Below are 23,799 nucleotides of genomic sequence, written 5' to 3'. Positions count from 1 at the left end.
AGGTGTGTCTCGTGGCTAAAAAAGTAATTAAGGTCGTAAAATTGCAGATTCCTGCAGCTAAAGCGAATCCAGCACCACCAGTTGGACCGGCACTAGGTCAAGCGGGTGTGAATATCATGGGATTCTGTAAAGAGTTTAACGCTCGTACAGCTGAACAAGCTGGTTTAATCATACCTGTTGAAATTACGGTATTTGAAGACCGTTCATTTACATTTATTACGAAAACTCCACCTGCTGCCGTTCTTCTTAAGAAAGCAGCTGGAATCGAGTCTGGTTCTGGTGAACCAAACCGTAATAAAGTAGCAACAGTTAAGCGTGATAAAGTACGCGAGATTGCTGAATCAAAAATGCCTGATTTAAATGCAGCTAGTGTTGAAGCAGCTATGCGCATGGTTGAAGGTACTGCACGCAGCATGGGTATCGTTATCGAAGACTAATTCATGCTTAGTTTTAAGGTTGATTAAATGGGGTTGCGACGTTGAATTTGGTTTCACTCGCAACCTTTGTTTTGCCGAAAAACGCTTTGTGTTTTTCGTTTGTCTAGCCCTGGAGCCTATGGGCTCTTGCGCTTTTCTAAGTGGGAGGTTATCCGCTAAAACCACAATTCAGGGAGGAAATAAAAATGACTAAAAAAGGTAAGAAGTATTTAGAAGCTACAAAGCTTGTAGATCGTCTAAAAGCTTATCCTGTAGTAGAAGCAATTGAGCTTGCAAAGAAAACAAACTTTGCTAAATTTGATGCAACGGTTGAAGCAGCATTTCGTTTAGGGGTTGACCCTAAGAAAGCTGACCAACAAATCCGTGGAGCTGTTGTTCTTCCAAACGGAACTGGTAAAACTCAACGTGTATTAGTTTTCGCTAAAGGCGAAAAAATGAAAGAAGCAGAAGCTGCTGGTGCAGATTATGTAGGAGATGCAGAATACATCAACAAAATCAACCAAGGTTGGTTCGAATTTGATGTTATCGTAGCAACTCCAGATATGATGGGTGAAGTTGGTAAGCTTGGTCGTGTATTAGGACCTAAAGGTTTAATGCCAAACCCTAAAACTGGAACAGTTACTTTTGATGTAACAAAAGCTGTTAACGAAATCAAAGCTGGTAAAGTAGAATACCGCGTTGATAAATCTGGTAACATTCATGTGCCAATCGGTAAAGCTTCATTTGATAACGAAAAGCTAGTTGAAAACTTCAACACTATTTTCGATACATTAATGAAAGCTAAGCCTGCAGCTGCAAAAGGAACTTACATGAAAAATGTAACAGTTACTACAACAATGGGACCAGGGGTTAAGGTTGATCCTTCTTCTGCTGTTGCGAAATAATTAAAATATAAATTGACAACCAGAATTATATTTTATATAATAAATTCTGTTGTGAAAAATAAATAACATTTGTACCGCAGACAGTAGGGGCCATATGGCTTAAACTTCCCTACCGAGGTCATACGATAGATGAAAGATTTAGTTGTACTACGACTATTGTATACTCCCTCCATGTCTGTTAGATGTGGAGGTTTTTAATTGCATCGGTATAAGTGTAGAAATCTACAGGAGGTGTAAAGATGGGCAACGCTATCGAACAAAAGCAAACAATCGTTGACGAGATTGCTGGTAAACTTAAAGCAAGTGTATCCACAGTTGTCGTTGATTACCGTGGTTTAAACGTTGCAGAAGTTACTGAACTTCGTAAACAACTTCGTGAAGCTGGAGTAGAATTCAAAGTTTACAAAAACACTTTGACTCGTCGTGCTACAGAAGCTACTGAACTTACTGGATTGAATGAGGTTCTTACAGGACCAAACGCAATCGCGTTCAGTGCAGAAGATGTAGTCGCACCAGCGAAAATTATTAACGAATTTGCGAAAAAGCACGAAGCACTTGAAATTAAAGCAGGTGTTATCGAAGGGAATGTAGCAACTGTTGATGACATTAAAGCTCTTGCAGATCTACCATCTCGCGAAGGCTTATTATCTATGTTACTCAGCGTGCTTCAAGCACCTATCCGCAACCTTGCTCTTGCTACAAAAGCTGTGGCAGATCAAAAAGAAGAACAAGGCGCATAAGCTAGAAATTTTGATTGGTTTTTAAAAATAAATGAAAAACATTCCAAGGAGGAAATTATATCATGACTAAAGAACAAATCATTGAAGCAGTTAAAAATATGACTGTTTTAGAATTAAATGACCTAGTAAAAGCTATTGAAGAAGAATTTGGCGTAACTGCTGCTGCTCCTGTAGCTGTTATGGGTGGAGCTGCTGCTGGTGGCGCTGTTGAAGAAAAAACTGAATTTGATGTTGTTCTTGCTTCTGCAGGAGATCAAAAAATCAAAGTTATCAAGGTTGTTCGTGAAATCACAGGTCTTGGACTTAAAGAAGCAAAAGAACTTGTTGATAACACTCCAAAAGCAGTTAAAGAAGGAGCTTCTAAAGAAGAAGCTGAAGAAATCAAAGCTAAGCTTGAAGAAGTTGGAGCTGGCGTAGAAGTTAAGTAATTTCTTTCATCAATAAAAAGCTCGCTAATATAGCGGGCTTTTTTGTGTTTCGTAATGAATTTTTCTATAATGCATGTAGAAAGAGGTGAAATCATGTCTGAACATTATTATTCCCGCGAACAGAAGGTCGAGAGTAATCCGAAATATTGGAACTTCACTTTAAGAAATCATGATCTGAAATTTAAAACAGACAACGGTGTTTTTTCAAAGGGTGAAGTAGATTTTGGTTCAAGGCTATTAGTGGAGTCTTTCCAGTTGCCTGAAATCGAAGGTGATTTGTTGGATGTTGGGTGTGGATACGGACCGATCGGTTTATCTTTGGCCAAGGATACGGGGCGATATATACACATGGTTGATGTTAATGAACGAGCCTTGTTACTCGCAAAGGAGAATGCCGCTTTAAACGGCGTGTCGAATGTGTCGATCTATGAGAGTGATCGCCTTATGAATGTTGAACATAAAGAGTTTGTGGCAATTTTGACGAATCCTCCGATTCGAGCAGGTAAGAAAGTGGTACATGAAATTTTTGAACAAAGCTTTTCTTATTTGAAGGAAGGAGGAGAGCTTTGGGTGGTCATTCAAAAAAAGCAAGGAGCTCCTTCGGCGATTGAAAAAATAAGTGCGGTTTTTGGCGATGTAGAGACGGTTGAAAAGAAAAAAGGATATTTTATTTTGCGTGCAAAAAAATATTTGACTTGACATTTTCGCTATGTTAACATTATACAATGCCAACATAATATAAACTGGTATAATTACTAATTTCAACGATTTTTGTATAAAGTTGGTTTAGTAAGGAAAAACTAACAAAATAATAGTTCGCAATGTGAAAAATGTGGTTTTTGAGAAAATAAAACCCTTTTTCTTTTTGTCTTACAAGATGAGGCCTCTTGGATTGTTTTAGCCAGTCAAGGCGTCTCCTTGATCTTATAAGACGGCAATAGATGCACTATAACGCTTGATTTGAGGGGTGAATCAGTTGACAGGTCAACTAGTTCAGTATGGACGACACCGTAAGCGGAGAAGTTACGCACGAATCAGTGAAGTTTTAGAATTACCGAATCTAATCGAAATCCAAACTGCTTCTTATCAATGGTTTTTGGATGAAGGATTGCGTGAAATGTTCCAAGATATTTCACCGATTGAGGACTTCACTGGTAATCTGTCTCTGGAGTTTATTGATTACAGTCTTGGCGAACCGAAATATTCCGTTGAGGAATCGAAAGAACGAGATGTTACATATTCAGCGCCATTGCGTGTGAAGGTTCGTCTTGTCAATAAAGAGACGGGCGAGGTTAAGGATCAGGATGTCTTTATGGGAGACTTTCCATTAATGACAGAAACTGGAACCTTTGTGATTAACGGGGCGGAACGTGTTATCGTTTCGCAATTAGTACGCTCTCCAAGTGTGTACTATAGCGGGAAAGTAGATAAAAATGGTAAAAGAGGTTTCGGTGCTACTGTAATTCCGAACCGTGGTGCTTGGTTAGAGTATGAAACTGATGCCAAAGATGTAGTTTACGTAAGGATTGATCGTACGAGGAAATTGCCTGTTACGGTTCTTTTGCGTTCTCTTGGATTTGGCTCTGAACAGGAAATTTTAGATTTAATTGGAGAGAATGAATATCTTCGTAACACTCTCGAAAAAGACAACACAGAAGGTACGGATAAAGCGTTACTGGAAATTTATGAACGCCTACGCCCGGGTGAACCACCAACTGTAGAAAACGCGAAAAGTTTATTGGTTTCTAGATTTTTCGATCCGAAGCGCTATGATTTAGCGAATGTAGGTCGTTATAAAATCAATAAGAAGCTTCATATAAAAAATCGCTTGTTTAATCAGCGTCTAGCAGAAACGCTTGTGGATCCTGAAACAGGTGAAATTATCGCTGAAAAGGGAGTACTACTTGATCGTCGTACATTAGATCGTATTATCCCTTATTTAGAGAAAAATATTGGTTTCAAAACGATCAGCCCTGTTGGTGGTGTCGTGGAGAACGATGTTTTACTACAATCTATTAAAATCTATGCTCCAAATGAAGACGGAGATAAAATTATCAATGTCATCGGAAATGCCTATGTAGAAGAGGCTGTGAAGAATATTTCTCCAGCAGATATCATTGCTTCTATTAGTTATTTCTTTAACTTGCTCTACGGAGTAGGAAATACAGATGATATCGATCATTTAGGTAATCGTCGTCTTCGTTCAGTTGGAGAGCTTTTACAAAATCAATTCCGTATCGGGTTATCTCGTATGGAACGTGTTGTTCGTGAGAGAATGTCTATTCAAGATACGAATACGATTACTCCACAGCAACTGATCAACATTCGTCCTGTGATCGCTTCTATTAAAGAATTCTTTGGAAGCTCTCAGTTATCCCAGTTCATGGATCAAACGAATCCATTAGCAGAACTTACGCATAAGCGTCGTCTTTCTGCTTTAGGACCAGGTGGTCTTACTCGTGAACGCGCAGGGATGGAAGTGCGTGACGTACACTATTCCCACTATGGTCGTATGTGTCCGATTGAAACGCCTGAAGGACCTAATATCGGCTTGATCAACTCTTTATCTTCCTATGCGAAGGTCAACCGTTTTGGTTTCATTGAGACTCCATATCGTCGTGTTGATCCTGAAACAGGAAAAGTAACGAATCAAATTGATTACTTAACTGCTGATGAAGAGGATAACTATGTTGTAGCCCAAGCGAATGCACGCTTAGGTGATGATGGTTCCTTCTTAGATGAAGATATTATCTCTCGTTTCCGCGGTGAAAACACGGTTACAAAGAGAGAACGTATCGATTATATGGACGTATCTCCTAAGCAGGTCGTATCTGCTGCAACAGCGTGTATCCCGTTCTTAGAAAACGATGACTCGAACCGTGCCTTGATGGGTGCGAACATGCAACGACAAGCAGTTCCTCTAATGCAACCAGAGGCTCCTCGTGTAGGTACGGGTATGGAGTATGTTTCCGGTAAGGATTCAGGTGCTGCTGTTATCTGTAAGCATGAAGGAATTGTTGAACATGTTGAAGCGCGTGAAGTGTGGGTTCGTCGCGTTAGTGTAGTAGATGGCCAAGAAGTGAAGGGTAATCTTGATAAATATCGGATGTTAAAATTTGTCCGTTCTAACCAAGGAACTTGTTACAATCAACGCCCAATCGTTGCTGTTGGGAATCGTGTAACAAAAGGAGAAATCCTTGCAGATGGTCCTTCTATGGAGCTTGGAGAACTTGCTCTTGGACGAAATGTTCTTGTCGCGTTCATGACATGGGATGGTTATAACTACGAGGATGCCATCATCATGAGTGAGCGTTTAGTCAAAGATGATGTTTATACTTCGATTCATATTGAAGAGTATGAGTCAGAGTCTCGTGATACAAAATTAGGACCGGAAGAAATCACTCGTGATATTCCAAACGTTGGGGAAGATGCGCTAAGAAATCTTGATGAGCGCGGAATTATTCGCATCGGTGCGGAAGTGAAAGACGGGGATTTACTAGTCGGTAAAGTAACACCTAAAGGAGTAACAGAGCTTACTGCAGAAGAACGTTTATTACATGCGATCTTCGGTGAGAAAGCTCGTGAAGTACGTGATACATCACTTCGTGTACCACACGGTGGTGGCGGTATTGTTCACGATGTAAAAGTCTTTAATCGTGAAGATGGCGATGAACTACCTCCTGGTGTTAACCAGTTAGTTCGTGTTTATATCGTTCAAAAACGTAAAATCCATGAAGGCGATAAAATGGCTGGACGTCACGGTAACAAAGGGGTTATCTCTCGCATTTTACCAGAAGAGGATATGCCGTATTTACCAGATGGTACGCCAGTTGATATCATGTTAAACCCATTAGGGGTTCCTTCTCGTATGAACATCGGTCAGGTGTTAGAGCTTCATTTAGGAATGGCCGCAAGACAACTAGGCATTCATGTTGCTTCACCAGTATTCGATGGTGCGCGTGAAGAAGACGTGTGGTCAACGATTGAAGAAGCAGGCATGGATCGCGATGCAAAAACGGTCCTTTACGATGGTCGCTCTGGAGAGCCGTTCGATAATCGTGTTTCTGTTGGGGTCATGTACATGATTAAGCTTGCGCACATGGTTGATGATAAGCTTCATGCTCGTTCAACAGGTCCTTACTCACTTGTTACTCAGCAGCCACTTGGTGGTAAAGCTCAGTTCGGTGGGCAAAGATTTGGGGAAATGGAAGTTTGGGCGTTAGAAGCCTATGGTGCTGCGTATACCCTACAAGAAATCTTAACAGTAAAATCCGATGACGTAGTCGGCCGTGTGAAAACATACGAAGCGATCGTCAAAGGTGAAAATGTTCCTGAACCAGGTGTCCCTGAATCATTCCGCGTATTGATGAAAGAACTTCAAAGCTTAGGTATGGATGTTAAAATCCTTTCTGGTGATGAAAAGGAAATCGAAATGCGTGATTTAGAGGATGATGAGGAACAGCAAGCCGAAGCATTAACCGTCGCCCCTGTCAATGAAGAAACAGAATCCGAAAAAGTCGGAATCCAAGAATAACGTAACTGTACGAGTTTAAGAAATGCATCCGTAACTCTTTCTTAGCTACTTGCTAAAGGAAGAGTTACGGAATTTGTAATCATAGATTAGCAAAAAGGGTAAAACCTGTAGATCAAAAGGGAGGTAGGCCCCTTGCTGGATGTCAATAATTTTGAGTATATGAAGATCGGTCTTGCTTCACCCGACAAAATTCGCTCTTGGTCTTTTGGTGAAGTGAAAAAACCAGAAACAATCAACTATCGTACATTAAAGCCAGAAAAAGATGGTCTTTTCTGTGAGCGTATTTTCGGACCACAAAAGGACTGGGAATGTCATTGTGGAAAATACAAGCGTGTCCGATATAAGGGCGTAGTTTGTGACCGCTGTGGTGTAGAAGTAACAAGAGCTAAAGTTCGTCGTGAACGTATGGGACATATTGAGCTAGCTGCTCCTGTATCACATATTTGGTATTTCAAAGGAATCCCAAGCAGAATGGGATTAATTTTAGACATGTCTCCACGTGCTTTAGAAGAAGTCATTTATTTTGCTTCTTACGTTGTTACTGAACCTGGCGACACTCCTCTTGAAAAGAAACAACTTTTATCTGAAAAGGAATATCGTGCATATCGTGATAAGTACGGTAATAAGTTCCAAGCGTCTATGGGTGCAGAATCCATCAAAAGGCTTCTTACTGACATTGACCTAGATAAAGAAGTAGACTTTTTAAAAGAGGAATTAAAAACAGCTCAAGGACAACGTCGTACTAGAGCAATCAAAAGACTTGAAGTATTAGAAGCATTCCGTAATTCAGGAAATGAGCCATCTTGGATGATTCTAGATGTGCTACCAGTTATCCCACCGGAACTTCGTCCAATGGTTCAATTAGATGGAGGACGTTTTGCGACATCCGATCTAAATGACCTATATCGTCGAGTGATTAACCGTAATAATCGTCTAAAGCGTCTGTTAGATTTAGGAGCACCAAGCATCATTGTTCAAAATGAAAAGCGTATGCTTCAAGAAGCTGTGGATGCTCTAATTGATAATGGCCGTCGTGGTCGTCCAGTTACTGGACCAGGTAACCGTCCATTAAAATCTCTTTCTCATATGTTAAAAGGGAAGCAAGGACGTTTCCGTCAAAACCTTCTTGGTAAGCGTGTTGACTATTCAGGTCGTTCCGTTATCGTAGTTGGACCAAACTTGAAGATGTACCAATGTGGTTTACCGAAGGAAATGGCAATCGAATTATTCAAGCCTTTCGTTATGAAGGAGCTTGTTGAAAAAGGATTAGCCCATAATATTAAATCAGCAAAACGTAAAATCGAGCGCTTATCTCCAGAAATTTGGGATGTGCTTGAAGACGTTATTAAGGAGCATCCAGTTCTCTTGAACCGTGCCCCTACTCTACACAGACTAGGTATCCAAGCGTTCGAACCTACACTTGTAGAAGGTCGTGCGATCCGCCTTCATCCACTTGTATGTACAGCATACAATGCGGACTTTGACGGTGACCAAATGGCCGTACACGTTCCGTTATCTGCAGAAGCACAAGCTGAAGCGAGACTATTAATGCTTGCCGCTCAAAACATTCTAAACCCTAAGGATGGAAAGCCAGTTGTTACACCATCTCAGGATATGGTGCTTGGTAACTACTACCTCACGTTAGAACGTGAACATGCAGTTGGTGAAGGAATGGTCTTTAAGGATACAAATGAAGCAATAATTGCTTACCAAAACGGTTATGTTCATCTACATACTCGTGTAGCTGTTCATGCAGGATCCTTAAATAATGAAACATTTACCGAAGAACAGAACCAAATGCTTCTTATTACAACAGTTGGGAAGCTAGTTTTTAATGAAATTTTACCTGAATCATTCCCTTACATTAATGAACCTACAAAGAGTAATTTAGAGGAAGAAACTCCGAAGAAATACTTTGTAGAAAAGGGTGCAGATGTAAAAGAAATTATTAAGAGCTTACCGTTGGTAGACCCATTCAAGAAGAAAATTCTTGGGAATATCATTGCTGAAGTATTTAAGAGATTTAAAATCACTGAGACATCTAAAATGCTTGACCGCATGAAGAATCTTGGTTTCAAATACTCTACGAAAGCCGGTATTACGGTTGGGGTAGCAGATATTGTTGTATTAAAAGAAAAGCAAGAAATCATCGAAGAGGCACAAGGAAAAGTAGATAATGTGATGAAGCAATTCAGACGTGGTTTAATCACTGAAGAAGAGCGTTATGACCGTGTTATTTCTATCTGGAGTGCAGCGAAAGATGTTATTCAAGCAAAACTAATGAAATCATTAGAGAAAACGAACCCAATCTTTATGATGAGTGACTCAGGTGCTCGTGGTAACGCATCAAACTTCACCCAGCTTGCTGGTATGCGTGGATTGATGGCGAACCCGGCTGGTCGTATTATTGAGTTACCGATTATCTCCAGTTTCCGTGAAGGGTTAACCGTATTAGAGTACTTCATCTCTACTCACGGTGCTCGTAAAGGACTTGCAGATACGGCGCTTAAGACAGCTGACTCTGGTTACTTAACTCGTCGTCTCGTTGATGTAGCGCAAGATGTTATCGTTCGTGATGATGATTGTGGTACAGATAGAGGGTTGTTGGTTTCTGCTCTACGTGATGGAACAGAAATTATTGAAGCTTTAGATGAGCGTTTAATTGGTCGATATGCAAGAAGAGCAATCAAACATCCAGAAACGAAGGAAGTCATTGTAGCGGAAAATGATTTAATCACTGAGGATTTAGCTGTTGAAATTACGGAATTGGGTATTGAAGAAGTGTGGATTCGTTCTGCATTCACATGTAATACTCGCCACGGCGTATGTAAAAAATGTTATGGTCGTAACCTTGCAACGGGTCAAGAAGTTGAAGTGGGTGAAGCAGTTGGTATTATCGCTGCCCAATCCATTGGTGAGCCAGGTACACAGTTAACGATGCGTACATTCCATACAGGTGGAGTTGCCGGAGACGATATTACACAAGGTTTACCTCGTATCCAGGAAATTTTCGAAGCACGTAATCCAAAAGGGCAAGCGGTTATTTCTGAACTTGATGGAGTTGTCGTTGGTATTAACGAAGGACGTGACCGTCAGCATGAAATCATTGTCCAAGGAGAACTCGAGTCTCGTACTTATACGGCGCCATATACAGCGCGCCTTAAAGTAGCAATCGATGACCATGTGTTAAGAGGTCAGGAATTGACAGAAGGTTCTATTGATCCTAAAGAACTAATCAAGGTGAAAAACGTAGCAGCTGTTCAAGAATACTTACTAAAAGAAGTACAAAAGGTTTATCGTATGCAAGGGGTTGAAATTGGCGATAAGCACGTAGAAGTAATGGTCCGCCAAATGCTTCGTAAGATCCGTGTCGTCGATGCTGGAGAAACTGAAGTGTTACCAGGTTCACTACTCGACATTCATCAATTTACAGATGCAAACGAAAAAGCCCTACTTGAAGGAAAATTACCAGCAACTGGTCGTCCAGTATTGCTTGGAATTACAAAAGCATCACTTGAAACAGATTCCTTCTTATCTGCCGCATCATTCCAAGAAACAACTCGTGTTCTTACAGATGCAGCGATCAAAGGAAAACGTGACGAGTTGCTCGGCCTGAAAGAAAATGTCATTATTGGTAAGCTTGTTCCAGCAGGTACAGGAATGCAACGTTACCGCAAAGCAGAACCAGTTGCAGCAATCGAAGAATCAGATGATGTTGTAACGGTTGAGTAATCGTTAAAAATAAATGCGGTACTTGCCAAATGGCGGGTACCGTATTATTTATCTAAAAAGATCGACTCTTGGTTTGTAAGAATATGATAAAAAAATATCAACTTTTATTGACATTGGTTTTATAAGGTGCTAATATAGCAAAGGTGCTCCTATTACCTGTTACTTTGGAGGATATGATCTATGTCTTATGAAAAAGTATTGCAGGCAGAAAATTTCATAGTAGGAACAAAGCAGACGGTAAAAGCGCTGAGGAACGGAAACGTAAAAGAAGTACTAGTAGCGACAGATGCTGATCCACATGTGACAGCAACGGTTGTTAGTACAGCTAAAGAAACAAACACCCCGGTAATCTACGCTGATTCTATGAAATCACTAGGGAAAGCTTGCGGCATTGAAGTTGCTGCATCTACCGTTGCGATAATCCATTAAAAACTGTTTTTGTAGTACATCTGCAAGGACTTTGTTTTTTGCTTCAAAATGAACCACCTGGATGTGTGGGCTTAAATGAAAAAGTGAAGGGAGGAAACATAAATGCCAACTATTAACCAATTGGTGCGCAAGCCTCGTAAGTCAAAAGAGGAAAAGTCAAAATCACCAGCGCTTAACAAAGGTTATAACAGCTTCAAAAAAGCACAAACTGATTTATCATCTCCACAAAAACGCGGTGTTTGTACTCGTGTAGGTACAATGACTCCGAAGAAACCGAACTCAGCGTTACGTAAATATGCTCGTGTACGTTTAACTAACGGCATCGAGGTAACTGCATACATTCCGGGTATCGGACACAACCTACAAGAGCACAGCGTAGTATTAATCCGCGGCGGACGTGTAAAGGATTTACCAGGGGTACGTTACCACATCGTTCGTGGAGCATTAGATACAGCTGGAGTTAACAACCGTATGCAAGGTCGTTCTAAATACGGTACAAAGAAACCTAAAGCAGCAAAGAAATAAAAACACAATTATAAGCTTCTTTGAAAGGAGGAAGAAATATGCCACGTAAAGGTCCTGTAGCAAAAAGAGACGTATTACCAGATCCAATTTATAATTCAAAGCTAATCACTCGTCTAATCAACAAAATGATGGTTGACGGTAAAAGAGGTAAGTCACAATCTATCCTTTACTCATCATTTGATATTATTCGTGAACGTACTGGCAAAGACCCAATCGAAGTATTCGATCAAGCTCTTAAGAACATCATGCCTGTTCTTGAAGTTAGAGCACGCCGTGTAGGTGGATCTAACTACCAAGTACCAGTAGAGGTGCGTCCAGAACGCCGAACTACTCTAGGTCTTCGTTGGTTAGTAAACTATTCACGTCTTCGTGGTGAAAAGACAATGGAAGAGCGTCTTGCTAACGAAATTCTTGATGCAGCTAACAACACTGGTGCATCAGTGAAGAAACGTGAAGATACACACAAAATGGCTGAAGCTAACAAAGCATTCGCTCATTATCGTTGGTAAAATCTATTTCATAATAAAAAAAACACTCAAACATGGAAGGAGAAATACCAAATGGCAAGAGAGTTCTCCTTAGAAAATACTCGCAATATCGGCATCATGGCTCACATCGATGCCGGTAAAACAACAACAACTGAGCGTGTACTCTACTATACTGGTCGTATTCATAAGATCGGTGAAACACATGAAGGTGCATCTCAGATGGATTGGATGGAGCAAGAACAAGAGCGTGGTATCACGATCACTTCCGCTGCAACAACTGCACAATGGAAAGGTCACCGCGTAAACATTATCGATACACCAGGACACGTAGACTTCACAGTTGAAGTTGAACGTTCTCTTCGTGTATTAGACGGTGCTGTAGCTGTTCTTGACGCACAGTCTGGTGTTGAACCACAGACAGAAACGGTTTGGCGCCAAGCAACAACTTATGGAGTTCCACGTGTAGTATTCGTTAACAAAATGGATAAACTAGGTGCGGACTTCCTTTACTCTTTAAAAACTCTTCATGATCGTCTACAAGCTAACGCTGTAGCAATCCAATTACCAATTGGAGCTGAAGACGAGTTTGATGGAATCATTGACCTCGTAGAAATGAAAGCTACTTTCTACGGCAATGACCTTGGAACTGAGATTGAAGAGCGCGAAATTCCAGCTGAATATATGGACTTAGCTGAAGAATACCGCGAAAAGTTAATTGAAGCAGTTGCTGAACTTGACGAAGAATTAATGGAGAAATACCTTGGTGGTGAAGAAATCACTACAGACGAGCTTAAAGCTGGTATCCGTAAAGGTACTGTTAATGTTGAGTTATACCCAGTTATCTGTGGTTCTGCTTTCAAAAACAAAGGTGTACAAAAAATGCTTGATGCAGTAATTGCTTACCTTCCATCACCATTAGATGTTCCTGCTATTAAAGGAACATTACCAGATAGTGATGAAGCTGTTGAACGTCATTCTGACGACAACGAGCCATTCTCTGCACTTGCGTTTAAAGTTATGACTGACCCTTATGTTGGTAAACTTACATTCTTCCGTGTATACTCTGGTACATTAAGCTCTGGCTCATATGTACAAAACTCTACAAAAGGTAAGCGCGAGCGTGTAGGACGTATCCTACAAATGCATGCGAACAGCCGTGAAGAGATTTCAATGGTATACGCTGGAGATATCGCTGCAGCAGTTGGTCTGAAGGATACTACAACTGGTGATACTCTATGTGACGAAAAGAATCTAGTTATTCTTGAATCTATGGAATTCCCAGAGCCGGTTATCCAGTTATCTATCGAGCCTAAATCTAAGGCTGACCAAGATAAGATGACTACTGCACTTCAAAAACTACAAGAAGAAGATCCAACATTCCGTGCGCATACTGATCAGGAAACTGGCCAGGTTATCATTGCGGGTATGGGTGAACTTCACTTAGATATTCTTGTAGACCGTATGCGTCGCGAATTTAAAGTAGAAGCTAATGTTGGTGCTCCTCAGGTTGCTTACCGTGAAACAATCCGTACTTCTGCATCTGTAGAAGGAAAGTTTGCTCGTCAATCTGGTGGACGCGGACAATTCGGACACGTTTGGATCGAGTTTTCTCCAAATGATGAAGGAAAAGGCTTCGAATTTGAAAATGGTATCGTTGGTGGTGTTGTTCCACGTGAATACATCCCTGCTGTTCAAGCTGGACTTGAAGATGCTCTTGATAGAGGACTTCTTGCAGGTTACCCAGTAGTAGATATCAAAGCAAGACTATTTGATGGATCATACCATGATGTCGACTCTTCAGAAATGGCGTTCAAAATCGCCGCTTCTATGGCACTTAAAAATGCAGCGTCAAAATGTAACCCTGTTATTTTAGAGCCAATGATGAGAGTTGAAGTTATCATCCCTGAAGAATACATGGGTGATATCATGGGTAACATCACTTCCCGTCGTGGACGTGTTGAAGGTATGGAAGCTCGTGGTAATGCACAAGTTGTCCGTGCTATGGTTCCGCTTTCTGAAATGTTTGGTTATGCGACAACTTTACGTTCAAGCACTCAAGGTCGCGGTGTATTCTCAATGCATTTTGACCACTATGAAGAGGTACCAAAATCAATTTCAGAAGAAATCATCAAGAAAAATAAAGGTGAATAATTGATTTTCACCTATCTTTAAAGTATAACTACTTATGTACGAAGCTGTAGGAAAAGGGATAACTTTTTCCTACTGCATCCATATACTTAACTTTTTTATATTAAAGGAGGATTTCCAAAATGGGAAAAGCTAAATTTGACCGTTCAAAACCACACGTTAATATCGGAACTATTGGTCACGTTGACCATGGTAAAACTACTTTAACAGCTGCTATCACAACTGTACTTGCAAAAGCAGGTGGCGGTGAAGCTAAAGGATACGATGCTATCGATAACGCTCCAGAAGAAAGAGAGCGTGGAATCACAATCAACACTTCTCACGTTGAGTATGAAACAGCTACTCGTCACTATGCACACGTTGACTGCCCAGGACATGCTGACTATGTTAAGAACATGATCACTGGTGCTGCTCAAATGGACGGTGGTATCTTAGTAGTATCTGCTGCTGATGGTCCAATGCCACAAACTCGTGAGCACATCCTTTTATCTCGTCAGGTAGGTGTACCTTACCTTGTTGTATTCATGAACAAGTGTGATATGGTAGACGACGAAGAGCTTCTTGAATTAGTAGAAATGGAAGTTCGTGACTTATTATCAGAATATGAATTCCCTGGTGATGATATTCCTGTAATCAAGGGTTCTGCTCTTAAAGCTCTTGAAGGAGAAGCAGATTGGGAAGAAAAAATCGTTGAATTAATGAACGCTGTTGATGAGTACATTCCAACTCCAACACGTGACACTGATAAGCCATTCATGATGCCAGTTGAGGATGTATTCTCAATCACTGGTCGTGGAACAGTTGCTACAGGTCGTGTTGAGCGTGGCCAAGTTAAAGTTGGTGACGTAATCGAAATCATCGGTCTTGCTGAAGAGCCAAAATCTACTACAGTAACTGGAGTAGAAATGTTCCGTAAGCTTCTTGATTATGCTGAAGCTGGAGACAATATTGGAGCACTTCTTCGTGGGGTAGCTCGTGAAGATATCCAACGTGGTCAAGTACTTGCTAAGCCAGGTTCAATCACACCACACACAAAGTTCAAAGCTGAAGTATACGTTTTATCAAAAGACGAAGGTGGACGTCATACTCCATTCTTCACTAACTACCGTCCTCAGTTCTACTTCCGTACAACTGACGTAACTGGTATTTGTAATCTTCCTGAAGGCGTAGAAATGGTTATGCCTGGTGATAACATTGAAATGAACGTTGAACTTATCGCTCCAATCGCTATCGAAGAAGGTACTAAGTTCTCTATCCGTGAGGGTGGACGTACTGTAGGCGCTGGCGTTGTTGCTACAATCGTTGAGTAATAACTAATAATATTTTAAGAAAGCAGATGGGTGACGACCCATCTGCTTTCTTTGTGTTTGGGGAATCAGTCCTCGCAATAGTTACAAGTAAGCCGAACTCTCATTTACTCTCACTAAAAAACTACTCTACAAACAAGTTTCTTCATTATATTAAACCAAACCCTCAACCTACAAAAATAAATCCGGCAACAATAAACTTCACCAAAAAATCAATAATCAAACCCTTTCCATAAATTGCAGTCTAATTTAATAGTTCGACTATTTCCCGCATACTTGAAAACCGCAACGCTTGCCTATATAATAGAAAAAGTGTGATTGATAAAGAAATGAAATTTTATATTGCATTTGCTTTATGATTCATTGTATAATAGACAATGTTGGTCTTTGACTGCGATGATGTGGAAGGTTGCTGACACACCCGGCCGCTTTGCCATGGCGAGTGTGTGGGAAATTTTCACGGAGAATGTCTATTTTAAAATAGGCGAAAAGGAGGGAAAATAATGGCAAAACAAAAGATTCGTATCCGTTTGAAAGCATATGATCACAGAATTCTTGATCAGTCTGCAGAAAAAATTGTAGAAACAGCAAAACGTTCTGGTGCAGCTGTATCAGGTCCGATACCTTTACCGACCGAGAAGTCTATCTACACAATTCTTCGTGCGGTGCATAAGTACAAGGACTCTCGTGAGCAGTTTGAGATGCGTACTCATAAGCGTCTAATTGACATTGTGAATCCAACACCACAAACTGTTGATTCTTTAATGCGTTTAGACTTACCATCTGGCGTAGATATCGAAATTAAACTTTAATTTTGAACTATTAAGATGTAAATTAAAAACTTTAAACAATGAAATAAAAGATGATAATTTATAGGAGGTGTGACTGTAATGACCAAAGGAATCTTAGGAAGAAAAATCGGTATGACTCAAGTGTTTGCTGAAAATGGTGATCTTATCCCAGTGACAGTTGTTGAAGCAGCTCCAAACGTTGTTCTTCAAAAGAAAGCTGTTGAAACTGACGGATATGTGTCTATACAATTAGGTTTTGATGATAAGCGCGAGAAGCTTTCAAACAAACCTGAAAAAGGACATGTCGCTAAGGCAAGTACTGCTCCTAAGCGCTTCGTACGTGAATTCCGCGGAGAAGGTTTAGCTGAGTTAGAGGTTGGTCAGGAAGTCAAAGTAGATGTATTCGCTGAAGGCGATATCGTAGATGTAACAGGAATCTCAAAGGGTAAAGGTTTCCAAGGCTCGATCAAGCGCCACGGACAATCTCGCGGACCAATGGCACACGGTTCTCGTTATCACCGTCGCCCAGGTTCAATGGGTCCTGTAGCTCCAAACCGTGTATTCAAAGGTAAAGCATTACCTGGACGTATGGGTGGAGAGCAAATCACTGTACAAAACCTTGAGATTGTAAAGGTTGACGTTGAACGTAACCTATTATTAATCAAAGGTAACGTACCAGGAGCTAGAAAAGCTCTATTAAAAATCAAAAGTGCGGTTAAAGCATAAATCATTAAGGCAGAAAGGAGGAAACAAGAATGCCAAAAGTAACATTGTTTAGCCAAGCTGGATCTCAAGTTGGTGAAATCGAACTTAATGATTCCATCTTTGGTATTGAGCCTAATAACCATGTGTTATTTGAAGCTGTTGTAGCTCAAAGAGCTTCTTTACGTCAAGGAACTCACAAAACAAAAATTCGTTCTGAAGTAGCTGGCGGTGGTCGTAAGCCATGGCGTCAAAAAGGAACAGGTCGTGCTCGTCAAGGTTCGATTCGTTCTCCACAATGGCGCGGAGGTGGTACTGTATTTGGTCCAGTTCCTCGTAGCTATAGCTATAAATTACCGAAAAAAGTTCGTCGCTTAGCGATTAAATCGGCATTATCTTCTAAAGTAGTAGAAGAAAACATTTTAGTATTAGAAAGCCTTGCTTTCGAAACTCCAAAAACAAAAGACTTCAAAGGTTTCCTAAATGGTCTTTCTGTTGATTCAAAAGCACTTATCGTTACAGCTGACCTAGATGAAAACGTAGCATTATCTGCTCGTAACATCCCTGGTGTAACTGTAGTAACTGCTAGCGGAATCAACGTATTGGATGTTTTAGGTCATGACAAGTTAATCATGACAAAAGCAGCGGTTGAAAAAGTAGAGGAGGTGCTTGCATAATGGATGCACGCGAAATCATTAAGCGCCCCGTTATCACTGAACGTTCAACTGATTTGATGACTGAGAAAAAATACACTTTCGAAGTTGATGTTAGAGCGAACAAAACTCAAGTTAAAGATGCTGTAGAAGAAATCTTCGGCGTTCAAGTTGAGAAAGTAAACGTTCAAAACTACAAAGGTAAATTTAAGCGTATGGGTAAATTCGGCGGTTACACAAACAAGCGTCGTAAAGCCATCGTTAAATTAACAGCAGACAGCAAAGAAATCGAATTCTTTGAGGTTTAATTCATTAAAACAAGAAGAGGAGGGAAAATAAATGGCGATTAAAAAGTACAAACCTACCTCTAACGGTCGTCGCGGTATGACAGTTTCTGATTTCGCAGAAATTACAACTGACAAGCCAGAAAAATCATTGCTTGCTCCTTTAAAAAGCAAGGGTGGCCGCAACAACCAAGGTAAGTTAACAGTTCGTCATCAAGGTGGCGGTCATAAACGTCAATATCGTATCATCGATTTTAAACGTAACAAAGATGGCATTCCAGGCCGCGTTGCTACAATCGAATACGATCCAAACCGTTCAGCAAACATTGCATTAATTAACTATGTTGATGGAGAAAAGCGTTACATCCTAGCTCCTAAGAATTTAGAAGTTGGCATGGAAGTAATGTCTGGACCTGAAGCAGATATTAAAGTAGGTAACGCTCTACCTTTAGCAAATATTCCTGTTGGTACAGTCGTACACAACATCGAATTAAAACCAGGTAAGGGTGGACAATTAGTACGTTCTGCAGGTACATCTGCACAAGTTCTTGGTAAAGAGGGCAAATACGTATTAGTTCGTTTAAACTCTGGTGAGGTTCGTATGATTCTTGCTACTTGTCGTGCAACAGTAGGTCAAGTAGGTAACGAGCAACATGAACTTATCAACATTGGTAAAGCAGGTCGTTCTCGTTGGTTAGGTAAGCGCCCAACTGTACGTGGATCTGTTATGAACCCTAACGATCACCCACACGGTGGTGGTGAAGGACGCGCGCCAATCGGACGTAAGTCACCAATGTCACCATGGGGTAAACCAACTCTTGGTGCGAAAACTCGTAAGAAAAACAATAAATCAGATAAATTTATTGTACGTCGTCGTAAAAAATAACGGGATTGGGCTACGGTTCAACATAAGAGCCGTAGGGCAATCGCGAAGGGAGGTTCAATCATGGGTCGCAGCTTAAAAAAAGGACCTTTTGTTGATGAACATTTAATAAACAAGATCGAAAAGCTTAATGAAACAGAAGGCAAGCAAGTGGTAAAAACTTGGTCACGCCGTTCTACGATCTTCCCACAATTCATCGGACACACAATCGCTGTTTATGATGGTCGTAAACATGTACCTGTATACGTCACTGAAGACATGGTCGGTCACAAGCTTGGAGAATTCGCTCCAACTCGTACTTACAAAGGTCATGCAAATGATGACAAGAAAACAAGACGTTAATGAGAGGAGGCATTCAGATGCAAGCAAAAGCTGTTGCAAGAACAGTCCGTATTGCGCCTCGTAAAGTTCGTTTAGTTATCGATTTAATTCGAGGAAAGCAAGTAGGTGAAGCGGTAGCGATTTTAAAACATACGCCAAAAGCTGCTTCTCCAGTCGTTGAAAAATTATTAAATTCTGCTATGGCAAACGCCGAACATAACTACGAAATGGACGTAAATAGCCTAGTGGTTGAAAAAATCTTCGTTGACGAGGGACCAACTTTGAAACGTTTCCGTCCACGCGCAATGGGTCGTGCAAGTGCAATCAACAAGCGTACTAGCCACATTACAATCGTACTAACAGAAAAGAAGGAGGGATAATCAGTGGGTCAAAAAGTAAATCCAGTCGGTTTGCGTATCGGAGTCATCCGTGATTGGGAGTCTAAGTGGTACGCAGGTAAAGACTATGCTGATCTTTTACACGAAGACCTAAAGGTTCGTGAGTATATCACTAAGCGTTTAAGTGATGCTTCTGTTTCTAAAGTAGAAATCGAGCGTGCTGCTAACCGCGTTAACATCACTATCCACACTGCTAAACCAGGAATGGTTATTGGTAAAGGTGGTACTGAGGTTGAAGCGTTACGTAAAGCTCTTAACTCACTTACTGGCAAGCGTGTACACATCAACATTCTTGAAATCAAAAAAGCTGATATCGATGCGAAATTAGTTGCGGAAAACATTGCTCGTCAATTAGAAAACCGCGTATCTTTCCGTCGTGCTCAAAAACAAGTTATTCAACGTGCAATGCGCGCTGGAGCTCAAGGTATCAAAACTATGGTATCTGGACGTCTTGGCGGAGCTGACATCGCTCGTTCTGAAAGCTATAGCGAAGGAACTGTTCCACTTCATACTCTTCGTGCTGATATCGATTATGCTACTGCTGAAGCAGATACAACTTACGGTAAATTAGGCGTAAAAGTATGGATCTATAAGGGAGAAGTCCTTCCAACTAAGAAGAAAACTGAGGAAGGAGGCAAATAATATGTTAGTGCCTAAACGCGTTAAATATCGTCGTCAACACCGTGGAAAAATGCGCGGTCAAGCGAAGGGCGGTACAGAAGTAACATTCGGTGAATTCGGTTTACAAGCGACTGAAAGCTCGTGGATTACAAACCGTCAAATTGAAGCTGCACGTATTGCGATGACTCGTTATATGAAACGTGGCGGTAAAGTTTGGATTAAAATTTTCCCGCATAAGCCTTACACAGCTAAGCCTCTTGAAGTCCGCATGGGTTCCGGTAAAGGTGCTCCAGAAGGATGGGTTGCAGTTGTTAAACCTGGGAAAGTAATGTTTGAAATCGCAGGTGTTTCTGAAGAGATCGCACGTGAAGCATTACGACTTGCATCACACAAACTTCCTGTAAAATGTAAGTTTGTAAAACGAGAAGAAATTGGTGGTGAATCAAATGAAAGCTAATGAAATTCGTGACCTTACCACTGCCGAAATAGAACAAAAAGTTAAATCATTAAAAGAAGAGCTTTTCAACCTGCGCTTTCAATTGGCGACTGGACAACTTGAAAATACAGCTCGTATCCGAGAAGTACGCAAAGCGATTGCTCGCATGAAGACTGTTATTCGTGAAAGAGAGATCGGCGTCAATAATCGATAATCTTTGAGAGGAGGTTCGCACAATGAGTGAACGCAACCAACGCAAAGTTTACACAGGACGCGTCGTTTCAGACAAGATGGATAAGACAGTCACTGTTCTTGTCGAAACTTACAAGAAGCATCCGTTATACGGTAAACGCGTTAAGTACTCTAAGAAGTACAAAGCTCACGATGAGCAGAACCAAGCAAAAATCGGCGACGTGGTACGTATTATGGAAACTCGTCCACTTTCCGCAACAAAACGCTTCCGTTTAGTAGAAGTAGTAGAAAAAGCTGTAATTATATAATGTTCGGAATTAGTTTTCATCCCGAAGGGAGGTTACACAAATGATTCAACAAGAAACACGTTTAAAAGTTGCTGATAACTCAGGTGCTCGTGAAGTACTTACAATTAAAGTTCTTGGTGGTTCAGGCCGCAAGACTGCTAATATTGGTGATGTTATCGTTTGTACAGTGAAACAAGCAACACCAGGAGGCGTTGTTAAAAAAGGCGACGTTGTAAAGGCTGTTATTGTTCGTACAAAGAGCGGAGCTCGCCGTACTGATGGTTCATACATTCGTTTCGATGAAAACGCATGTGTAATTATCCGTGACGACAAGAGCCCACGTGGTACTCGTATATTCGGACCAGTAGCTCGTGAACTCCGTGATAATAACTTTATGAAAATTGTATCATTAGCTCCAGAAGTACTATAATTTCAAAATTAATTGCCTTTAAGGAGGTGCGAACAGATGCATGTAAAAAAAGGTGATAAAGTAATGGTCATCTCTGGTAAGGACAAAGGCAAATCAGGTGTGATTTTAGCTGCTTACCCAAAACAAAGCCGTGTCTTAGTTGAAGGTGTAAACATCGTTAAAAAACACTCTAAGCCTAGCCAAGTGAATCCTAACGGTGGAATCATCAGCCAGGAGGCACCTATTCATGTATCAAACGTAATGCCAATCGATCCTAAGTCTGGCGAGCCAACTCGTGTAGGCTACAAAGTGGAAGATGGCAAAAAAGTACGTGTTGCAAAAAAATCCGGTGAAGTTCTAGATAAATAGTTCAAATGAAGAAGGGAGGTACAATGAATGAACCGCCTAAAAGAAAAGTATCAAAAAGAAGTAACTCCTGCTCTAATGAGCAAGTTTAATTATAAATCAGTTATGCAAGTGCCTAAGTTAGAAAAAATCGTTATCAACATGGGTGTTGGTGATGCAGTACAAAACGCAAAAGCATTAGATAACGCAGTTGAAGAGCTAGCTACAATTACTGGTCAAAAGCCAGTTGTAACGCGCGCTAAAAAATCAATCGCTGGTTTCCGTCTTCGTGAAGGTATGCCAATCGGTGCTAAAGTTACCCTTCGTGGTGAGCGTATGTACGAATTCTTCGATAAATTAGTTTCTGTATCTTTACCACGTGTACGTGACTTCCGCGGTATCTCTAAGAAGTCATTTGACGGTCGCGGTAACTACACATTAGGTGTAAAAGAACAGTTAATCTTCCCTGAAATTGATTATGATAAAGTAAGTAAGGTTCGTGGTATGGATATCGTTATCGTTACTACAGCTAATACTGATGAAGAAGCACGTGAACTCTTAACTCAATTTGGAATGCCATTCCAAAAGTAATCGCTAAAATAAGGGAGGCGAAAACGTGGCTAAAAAGTCAATGATTGCGAAGCAAAAGCGCACGGCGAAATTCAAGGTACAAGAATATACACGTTGCGAACGTTGTGGACGTCCACATTCTGTATACCGTAAATTTAAGCTCTGCCGTATTTGTTTCCGTGAATTAGCATACAAAGGACAAATTCCTGGTGTGAAAAAAGCTAGCTGGTAAACCCCATTTCTGGGAAGGAGGTAAAAAACAATGGTCATGACAGATCCAATTGCAGATTTGCTAACTCGCATCCGTAATGCGAATATGGTTCGTCACGAAAAATTAGAGGTTCCTGCTTCTAATCTTAAGAAAGAGATCGCTGAAATTTTAAAGCGTGAAGGTTTCATTCGTGATGTTGAATATATCGAGGATAACAAACAAGGTATCATTCGTATTTTCTTAAAATACGGTGCTAACAACGAACGTGTTATCACAGGTTTAAAACGTATCAGCAAGCCTGGTCTTCGTGTTTATGCAAAAACAAACGAAGTACCACGTGTACTAAACGGACTTGGTATCGCATTAGTATCTACTTCTCAAGGCGTTCTTACAGACAAAGAAGCTCGCGCTAAACAAGTTGGCGGAGAAGTATTAGCTTACGTTTGGTAATAGAGTTTCTTAAAGAATGGAGGTGCAATAAATGTCTCGTGTAGGTAAAAAACCAATTGAAATTCCAACAGGTGTTACCGTTACTATTAACGGCAGCGTCGTTACTGTAAAAGGTCCTAAAGGTGAATTGACTCGTTCATTCAACTCAGATATGGAAATTGTCGTTTCAGAGAACGTAATTAACGTAGTTCGTCCTTCTGATTCTAAAGAACACCGTACTATTCACGGTACAACTCGTGCGCTACTTGCAAACATGGTTGAAGGTGTTTCTAAAGGATTTGAAAGAAACTTAGAACTTATCGGTGTCGGTTACCGTGCTCAAAAACAAGGGAAGAAACTTGTTTTGAACGTTGGTTACTCTCATCCTGTTGAAATCGAGCCTGAAGAAGGTATTGAAATTGAAGTTCCTTCTAACACAAAGGTTACTGTAAAGGGTATCAGCAAGGAACGCGTTGGCGCATTAGCTGCTAACATCCGTGATGTACGTCCACCAGAACCTTACAAAGGTAAAGGAATTCGTTACGAAGGCGAATATGTTCGTCGTAAAGAAGGTAAAACAGGTAAGTAATGGCAGCACTAGGTAAACGAAAGGAG

General features: G+C 40.7%; 29 protein-coding genes and 1 other annotated feature. All 29 genes read left to right on the top strand.

Annotated elements, in window-relative coordinates; genetic code table 11:
* Positions 1-11: 11 nt before the first annotated feature.
* The 29 genes from rplK to rplF all read left to right on the top strand — a co-directional run bounded on the left by rplK (position 12) and on the right by rplF (position 23,773).
* Entirely contained in the window at positions 12-437 is a 426-nt protein-coding gene (gene rplK / locus AA0X71_RS23995) for a 50S ribosomal protein L11 (RefSeq protein WP_019157072.1), read from the top strand.
* A 185-nt stretch (positions 438-622) separates the two neighbouring features.
* Complete coding sequence (rplA, locus tag AA0X71_RS23990) at positions 623-1,321, top strand: 50S ribosomal protein L1 (protein ID WP_413357838.1); 699 nt, start codon at positions 623-625, stop codon at positions 1,319-1,321.
* A 56-nt stretch (positions 1,322-1,377) separates the two neighbouring features.
* Positions 1,378-1,527, top strand: a sequence feature (ribosomal protein L10 leader region).
* A gap of 33 nt (positions 1,528-1,560) precedes the next feature.
* The gene (gene rplJ / locus AA0X71_RS23985; RefSeq protein WP_413357836.1) at positions 1,561-2,061 is read left to right on the top strand and encodes a 50S ribosomal protein L10; all 501 of its coding nucleotides are present in this window, start codon (positions 1,561-1,563) and stop codon (positions 2,059-2,061) included.
* Positions 2,062-2,123: 62 nt separating this feature from the next.
* Positions 2,124-2,489: a 50S ribosomal protein L7/L12 gene (gene rplL / locus AA0X71_RS23980; protein ID WP_413357834.1), complete on the top strand. Its 366-nt coding sequence runs from the start codon at positions 2,124-2,126 to the stop codon at positions 2,487-2,489.
* 93 nt (positions 2,490-2,582) lie between these two features.
* On the top strand, positions 2,583-3,188 hold the full coding sequence (locus AA0X71_RS23975) for a class I SAM-dependent methyltransferase (protein ID WP_413357832.1): 606 nt from the start codon (positions 2,583-2,585) through the stop codon (positions 3,186-3,188).
* Positions 3,189-3,465: 277 nt separating this feature from the next.
* On the top strand, positions 3,466-7,023 hold the full coding sequence (gene rpoB / locus AA0X71_RS23970; RefSeq protein WP_413357830.1) for a DNA-directed RNA polymerase subunit beta: 3,558 nt from the start codon (positions 3,466-3,468) through the stop codon (positions 7,021-7,023).
* Positions 7,024-7,155: 132 nt separating this feature from the next.
* Entirely contained in the window at positions 7,156-10,755 is a 3,600-nt protein-coding gene (rpoC, locus tag AA0X71_RS23965; RefSeq protein WP_165619829.1) for a DNA-directed RNA polymerase subunit beta', read from the top strand.
* A gap of 180 nt (positions 10,756-10,935) precedes the next feature.
* Positions 10,936-11,184 (top strand): 50S ribosomal protein L7ae-like protein, encoded by a 249-nt coding sequence (locus AA0X71_RS23960; RefSeq protein WP_413357828.1) that lies wholly within the window; start codon positions 10,936-10,938, stop codon positions 11,182-11,184.
* Positions 11,185-11,286: 102 nt separating this feature from the next.
* Positions 11,287-11,709, top strand: a complete 423-nt coding sequence (gene rpsL, locus AA0X71_RS23955) for a 30S ribosomal protein S12 (RefSeq protein WP_165619831.1) — start codon at positions 11,287-11,289, stop codon at positions 11,707-11,709.
* A gap of 38 nt (positions 11,710-11,747) precedes the next feature.
* A complete protein-coding gene (gene rpsG, locus AA0X71_RS23950; RefSeq protein WP_165619832.1) occupies positions 11,748-12,218 on the top strand; it encodes a 30S ribosomal protein S7 in 471 nt (156 codons plus the stop codon).
* A gap of 51 nt (positions 12,219-12,269) precedes the next feature.
* Positions 12,270-14,348, top strand: coding sequence for an elongation factor G (fusA, locus tag AA0X71_RS23945; protein ID WP_165619833.1), 2,079 nt, complete (start codon positions 12,270-12,272; stop codon positions 14,346-14,348).
* A gap of 119 nt (positions 14,349-14,467) precedes the next feature.
* Positions 14,468-15,655, top strand: a complete 1,188-nt coding sequence (gene tuf / locus AA0X71_RS23940; protein WP_165619834.1) for an elongation factor Tu — start codon at positions 14,468-14,470, stop codon at positions 15,653-15,655.
* Positions 15,656-16,155: 500 nt separating this feature from the next.
* Positions 16,156-16,464: a 30S ribosomal protein S10 gene (rpsJ, locus tag AA0X71_RS23935; protein WP_009336571.1), complete on the top strand. Its 309-nt coding sequence runs from the start codon at positions 16,156-16,158 to the stop codon at positions 16,462-16,464.
* Between the two features lie 78 nt (positions 16,465-16,542).
* Positions 16,543-17,169 (top strand): 50S ribosomal protein L3, encoded by a 627-nt coding sequence (gene rplC / locus AA0X71_RS23930; RefSeq protein ID WP_165619835.1) that lies wholly within the window; start codon positions 16,543-16,545, stop codon positions 17,167-17,169.
* Positions 17,170-17,198: 29 nt separating this feature from the next.
* Positions 17,199-17,822 (top strand): 50S ribosomal protein L4, encoded by a 624-nt coding sequence (rplD, locus tag AA0X71_RS23925; RefSeq protein ID WP_165619836.1) that lies wholly within the window; start codon positions 17,199-17,201, stop codon positions 17,820-17,822.
* Entirely contained in the window at positions 17,822-18,106 is a 285-nt protein-coding gene (gene rplW / locus AA0X71_RS23920; protein ID WP_165619837.1) for a 50S ribosomal protein L23, read from the top strand. The genes rplD and rplW overlap by 1 nt, the downstream gene beginning before the upstream one ends.
* A 31-nt stretch (positions 18,107-18,137) precedes the next feature.
* A complete protein-coding gene (gene rplB, locus AA0X71_RS23915) occupies positions 18,138-18,968 on the top strand; it encodes a 50S ribosomal protein L2 (RefSeq protein WP_019157088.1) in 831 nt (276 codons plus the stop codon).
* A 60-nt stretch (positions 18,969-19,028) separates the two neighbouring features.
* Complete coding sequence (rpsS, locus tag AA0X71_RS23910) at positions 19,029-19,307, top strand: 30S ribosomal protein S19 (RefSeq protein WP_019157089.1); 279 nt, start codon at positions 19,029-19,031, stop codon at positions 19,305-19,307.
* 17 nt (positions 19,308-19,324) lie between these two features.
* Positions 19,325-19,666 carry a 50S ribosomal protein L22 gene (rplV, locus tag AA0X71_RS23905; RefSeq protein ID WP_165619838.1) on the top strand — a complete coding sequence of 114 codons (342 nt, stop codon included), beginning with the start codon at positions 19,325-19,327 and terminating at the stop codon, positions 19,664-19,666.
* Between the two features lie 3 nt (positions 19,667-19,669).
* Positions 19,670-20,326: a 30S ribosomal protein S3 gene (rpsC, locus tag AA0X71_RS23900; protein WP_019157091.1), complete on the top strand. Its 657-nt coding sequence runs from the start codon at positions 19,670-19,672 to the stop codon at positions 20,324-20,326.
* Between the two features lies 1 nt (position 20,327).
* Positions 20,328-20,762 carry a 50S ribosomal protein L16 gene (rplP, locus tag AA0X71_RS23895; RefSeq protein ID WP_019157092.1) on the top strand — a complete coding sequence of 145 codons (435 nt, stop codon included), beginning with the start codon at positions 20,328-20,330 and terminating at the stop codon, positions 20,760-20,762.
* On the top strand, positions 20,752-20,955 hold the full coding sequence (rpmC, locus tag AA0X71_RS23890; RefSeq protein ID WP_003351417.1) for a 50S ribosomal protein L29: 204 nt from the start codon (positions 20,752-20,754) through the stop codon (positions 20,953-20,955). The genes rplP and rpmC overlap by 11 nt, the downstream gene beginning before the upstream one ends.
* Positions 20,956-20,977: 22 nt before the next feature.
* Positions 20,978-21,241, top strand: a complete 264-nt coding sequence (gene rpsQ / locus AA0X71_RS23885; protein ID WP_019157093.1) for a 30S ribosomal protein S17 — start codon at positions 20,978-20,980, stop codon at positions 21,239-21,241.
* A gap of 40 nt (positions 21,242-21,281) precedes the next feature.
* A complete protein-coding gene (gene rplN / locus AA0X71_RS23880; RefSeq protein WP_019157094.1) occupies positions 21,282-21,650 on the top strand; it encodes a 50S ribosomal protein L14 in 369 nt (122 codons plus the stop codon).
* 36 nt (positions 21,651-21,686) lie between these two features.
* Positions 21,687-21,998, top strand: a complete 312-nt coding sequence (rplX, locus tag AA0X71_RS23875) for a 50S ribosomal protein L24 (RefSeq protein ID WP_019157095.1) — start codon at positions 21,687-21,689, stop codon at positions 21,996-21,998.
* Positions 21,999-22,025: 27 nt separating this feature from the next.
* Positions 22,026-22,565 (top strand): 50S ribosomal protein L5, encoded by a 540-nt coding sequence (gene rplE / locus AA0X71_RS23870; protein WP_019157096.1) that lies wholly within the window; start codon positions 22,026-22,028, stop codon positions 22,563-22,565.
* Positions 22,566-22,590: 25 nt separating this feature from the next.
* Positions 22,591-22,776, top strand: coding sequence for a 30S ribosomal protein S14 (gene rpsN, locus AA0X71_RS23865; RefSeq protein WP_019157097.1), 186 nt, complete (start codon positions 22,591-22,593; stop codon positions 22,774-22,776).
* A gap of 30 nt (positions 22,777-22,806) precedes the next feature.
* The gene (gene rpsH, locus AA0X71_RS23860; protein ID WP_019157098.1) at positions 22,807-23,205 is read left to right on the top strand and encodes a 30S ribosomal protein S8; all 399 of its coding nucleotides are present in this window, start codon (positions 22,807-22,809) and stop codon (positions 23,203-23,205) included.
* A gap of 31 nt (positions 23,206-23,236) precedes the next feature.
* Positions 23,237-23,773: a 50S ribosomal protein L6 gene (gene rplF / locus AA0X71_RS23855; RefSeq protein ID WP_165619839.1), complete on the top strand. Its 537-nt coding sequence runs from the start codon at positions 23,237-23,239 to the stop codon at positions 23,771-23,773.
* Positions 23,774-23,799 lie beyond the last annotated feature (26 nt).

Origin of the sequence: Robertmurraya phoenicis (genome assembly GCF_047302285.1) — a bacterium.
GTDB lineage: Bacteria > Bacillota > Bacilli > Bacillales > Cytobacillaceae > Robertmurraya.
Note: the sequence above shows the minus strand (reverse complement) of the source record. Positions and strands in the feature narration are given on the sequence as shown.

Bases quoted from the DNA above. Each gene is read 5' to 3' on its own strand.
- rplA (WP_413357838.1), top strand. From the start codon at position 623: ATGACTAAAAAAGGTAAGAAGTATTTAGAAGCTACAAAGCTTGTAGAT.
- tuf (WP_165619834.1), top strand. From the start codon at position 14,468: ATGGGAAAAGCTAAATTTGACCGTTCAAAACCACACGTTAATATCGGA.
- rplP (WP_019157092.1), top strand. From the start codon at position 20,328: ATGTTAGTGCCTAAACGCGTTAAATATCGTCGTCAACACCGTGGAAAA.
- rpmC (WP_003351417.1), top strand. From the start codon at position 20,752: ATGAAAGCTAATGAAATTCGTGACCTTACCACTGCCGAAATAGAACAA.
- rpsG (WP_165619832.1), top strand. From the start codon at position 11,748: ATGCCACGTAAAGGTCCTGTAGCAAAAAGAGACGTATTACCAGATCCA.
- AA0X71_RS23975 (WP_413357832.1), top strand. From the start codon at position 2,583: ATGTCTGAACATTATTATTCCCGCGAACAGAAGGTCGAGAGTAATCCG.
- rpsQ (WP_019157093.1), top strand. From the start codon at position 20,978: ATGAGTGAACGCAACCAACGCAAAGTTTACACAGGACGCGTCGTTTCA.
- rpsS (WP_019157089.1), top strand. From the start codon at position 19,029: ATGGGTCGCAGCTTAAAAAAAGGACCTTTTGTTGATGAACATTTAATA.
- rplE (WP_019157096.1), top strand. From the start codon at position 22,026: ATGAACCGCCTAAAAGAAAAGTATCAAAAAGAAGTAACTCCTGCTCTA.
- rpsJ (WP_009336571.1), top strand. From the start codon at position 16,156: ATGGCAAAACAAAAGATTCGTATCCGTTTGAAAGCATATGATCACAGA.
- rplJ (WP_413357836.1), top strand. From the start codon at position 1,561: ATGGGCAACGCTATCGAACAAAAGCAAACAATCGTTGACGAGATTGCT.
- rplW (WP_165619837.1), top strand. From the start codon at position 17,822: ATGGATGCACGCGAAATCATTAAGCGCCCCGTTATCACTGAACGTTCA.
- rplV (WP_165619838.1), top strand. From the start codon at position 19,325: ATGCAAGCAAAAGCTGTTGCAAGAACAGTCCGTATTGCGCCTCGTAAA.
- rplB (WP_019157088.1), top strand. From the start codon at position 18,138: ATGGCGATTAAAAAGTACAAACCTACCTCTAACGGTCGTCGCGGTATG.
- AA0X71_RS23960 (WP_413357828.1), top strand. From the start codon at position 10,936: ATGTCTTATGAAAAAGTATTGCAGGCAGAAAATTTCATAGTAGGAACA.
- rplX (WP_019157095.1), top strand. From the start codon at position 21,687: ATGCATGTAAAAAAAGGTGATAAAGTAATGGTCATCTCTGGTAAGGAC.
- rpsH (WP_019157098.1), top strand. From the start codon at position 22,807: ATGGTCATGACAGATCCAATTGCAGATTTGCTAACTCGCATCCGTAAT.
- rplL (WP_413357834.1), top strand. From the start codon at position 2,124: ATGACTAAAGAACAAATCATTGAAGCAGTTAAAAATATGACTGTTTTA.
- fusA (WP_165619833.1), top strand. From the start codon at position 12,270: ATGGCAAGAGAGTTCTCCTTAGAAAATACTCGCAATATCGGCATCATG.
- rplN (WP_019157094.1), top strand. From the start codon at position 21,282: ATGATTCAACAAGAAACACGTTTAAAAGTTGCTGATAACTCAGGTGCT.
- rplD (WP_165619836.1), top strand. From the start codon at position 17,199: ATGCCAAAAGTAACATTGTTTAGCCAAGCTGGATCTCAAGTTGGTGAA.
- rpsL (WP_165619831.1), top strand. From the start codon at position 11,287: ATGCCAACTATTAACCAATTGGTGCGCAAGCCTCGTAAGTCAAAAGAG.
- rplF (WP_165619839.1), top strand. From the start codon at position 23,237: ATGTCTCGTGTAGGTAAAAAACCAATTGAAATTCCAACAGGTGTTACC.
- rplC (WP_165619835.1), top strand. From the start codon at position 16,543: ATGACCAAAGGAATCTTAGGAAGAAAAATCGGTATGACTCAAGTGTTT.